The 2,466-nt window shown below is 36.2% G+C and carries 3 protein-coding genes and 2 pseudogenes; 2 read left to right on the forward strand and 3 right to left on the reverse strand.

Translation table 11 applies throughout. The features are described 5' to 3' along the window. Nucleotides 1–242 (forward strand): 2-C-methyl-D-erythritol 4-phosphate cytidylyltransferase (locus CCU_RS11325; RefSeq protein ID WP_208896192.1); only part of this gene is annotated, 242 nt, incomplete at its 5' end. Nucleotides 243–246: 4 nt separating this feature from the next. Then, nucleotides 247–1,314, forward strand: coding sequence for an NAD-dependent epimerase/dehydratase family protein (locus CCU_RS11330; protein ID WP_156332984.1), 1,068 nt, complete (start codon nucleotides 247–249; stop codon nucleotides 1,312–1,314). 92 nt (nucleotides 1,315–1,406) lie between these two features. Here the strand turns inward: CCU_RS11330 and CCU_RS14180 are convergent. The 3 genes and pseudogenes from CCU_RS14180 to CCU_RS11340 form a co-directional block, all read right to left on the reverse strand. Then, nucleotides 1,407–1,556 (reverse strand): annotated as a pseudogene (locus CCU_RS14180) (lantibiotic immunity ABC transporter MutG family permease subunit); the annotation flags it as partial. Between the two features lies 1 nt (nucleotide 1,557). Continuing rightward, nucleotides 1,558–2,289, reverse strand: a complete 732-nt coding sequence (locus CCU_RS11335; protein ID WP_004853398.1) for a lantibiotic immunity ABC transporter MutE/EpiE family permease subunit — start codon at nucleotides 2,287–2,289, stop codon at nucleotides 1,558–1,560. Continuing rightward, nucleotides 2,282–2,466: pseudogene (locus CCU_RS11340) on the reverse strand (lantibiotic ABC transporter ATP-binding protein); the annotation flags it as partial. The pseudogene CCU_RS11340 and the gene CCU_RS11335, both read right to left, overlap by 8 nt.

A 2,466-nucleotide genomic window follows, 5' to 3' on the forward strand; every position in this document is an offset into this window, starting at 1 on the left:
TTGCAAGGGCTCCGCAGAGTTTTTGGCTTGATGATATCTTGGCTGCACATAATAAAATGCTTGAAAAAGGTATTACGGATTGCATTGATTCCTGCACTATGATGCAGGAAAACGGGTATAATTTGCATTTGGTTGACGGACCAGGAGAGAATATAAAAATTACAACACCTGAAGACTTTTATACCATGCGTGCAATATTGGAAGCAAAGGAGAATGCACAGATATATGGATTTGATGAGTAATTGTATGAATGAAGCAGGAAAAGATAAAATATTGCAGGAAGATTTAGATTATATTGCAAATAGTGGAATGGATTTTGAAAAGTTAAAGGATTCAAATGTACTTATTACAGGCGCAACGGGACTGATAGGCGTATCATTAGTTAGAACACTATTATGTGTGAATAGGGTCAATAAATTGAATCTTCGTGTTTTTGCCCTGATTAGGAATAGGGAGAAAGCAGAAGCTATTTATGGAGATCTTTTGGAGAGAAAGGATTTGTTATTAATTCTTGGTGACGTAACAGAGAAACTATTTATGTCACAGAAAGTGGATTACATATTTCATTGTGCAAGTATAACTACATCAAAGATTATGGTAAGTAATCCCGTGGAAACGTTATTGACTTCTGTTGATGGTACAAAATATGTTTTGGAATTTGCAAAAGATAATGAGTGTAAGTCAGTTGTCTATGTTTCTTCAATGGAGGTGTATGGCTCATTTGCAGAAGCAAATAGAAATGTCACAGAAAATGAATGGGGATATATCGATCCCCTTGCTATTAGAAGTAATTATCCAGAGAGCAAAAGACTCTGTGAAAATATGTGCGTGGCATTTTATTCAGAATATAAAGTGCCGGTAAAAATTGCACGCCTTTCACAAACGTTTGGTGCAGGAATTCTTCCAGGAGAAAATAGAGTTTTTGCGCAGTTTGCAAGGAGCGTGATAGAAGGCAAAGATATTGTTCTTCATACAAAGGGGCTGTCTGAGGGAAATTACTGTTATACTAGAGATACTATTATGGGACTTCTGTTTATTCTTCTCAAGGGAGAAAATGCGGAGGCATATAATGTTTCTAATCCAGAAACTCATATGACAATTGCAGAAATGGCTAAAATGGTATGTGAAAAATGTGGATATGGAAAGATAAATGTAGTGTTTGACATACCAAATTCAAATTCATTTGGATATGCTGCTGATACTAGAATGAAACTGAATTCTGACAAGCTTCAAAAATTAGGATGGAAGCCAGAAATTGGATTAGAAGAGGCATACAATCGAATGATTATGAGTATGAAGAACCAGAGTGATTAATAAATAAGCTGTTATAATTGGGAGTAGCAAAATATATAAAATGTTGCGTAGGATTATTTATATTAAATTTTGTAGTTATACGGTAAAAGACTGGCAATCACTTTCATATTTTCATTCCATGGTGAAAAAAAGTAATATATTAAAAATATAACGCTGGTTATAATCGGAATCAGTAAGTGTGCCAGAATCACAGATGTTCCTTTCATCTTTCGCAAGTCTGCATTAAGAGATCTTCCAATCATCTTATTTCACCTCTCTTCTCTCAAACCATTTCAAAAACAGAACCGTTACAAAAACAAACCAGATGATTGAGAGACACATTCCCGGAACAATGACTCCCGTATCCAAAAGAGGATTCCCTGCTTCTGCGGCAAGTCCATTTGGTAAAACATGAAGCAACGGGCACATCATTCGCATAGGGATTGCAGAAACAAGTACATACCAGATTCTGGTTTGTGATATTACCACACCGCTGACGGTAATAAATAGGCAGACGAACAGGTTTACAATCATTCCAAATCGTTCACTTAAAAATAAAGCTACCGGAATCTCCCATAACTCAGAAACCGTCAGAAACAATACTGCAATCAACGCTCCTCCAACTGGAACATGTGTCGTTAGAAGAAAGCCTCCAAGCGTTGCTCCTGCAAACACAATCACATTAGAAAACAAAATCATGTACCCAATATAAATAATTTTCCCCAGCAACAATTTTCTTCTGTCTGTGGGAATAGTCATTAAATGATAGTATTTTATCTTTTTCTCCTGCGCCACAGAAAGATAACAAAATAGAGCAATCATCCCCGGCAGCAAAAGTGTATACCACCAGTTCCAAACACTTTCTGCATAAGCATTTGTCATCCCAAGAGTAAATATAAATGCCATGACAAATGTAAGAAGAGGAAATCCCCAGATAAACTTTTTTCGCATGGTTCTTTTGGCTTTTTGATGTTCTGCTTTTATAATATTAACCATGGATTTCACCTGCTTTCTGGTTTTTTCTTACCACATTCATAAACAAATCTTCAAGATTATCTCCCTGCTTTAATGCTCCTTCGTATCCTAAGATTCCACCTGAAATAATCCCGACTTTATCTGCAAGTAACTGTACCTCTGAGAGAATATGACTGGAGAGAATTACAGTGATTCCCT

The organism is Coprococcus sp. ART55/1 (assembly GCF_000210595.1).
GTDB classification, from domain to species: domain Bacteria; phylum Bacillota; class Clostridia; order Lachnospirales; family Lachnospiraceae; genus Coprococcus; species Coprococcus aceti.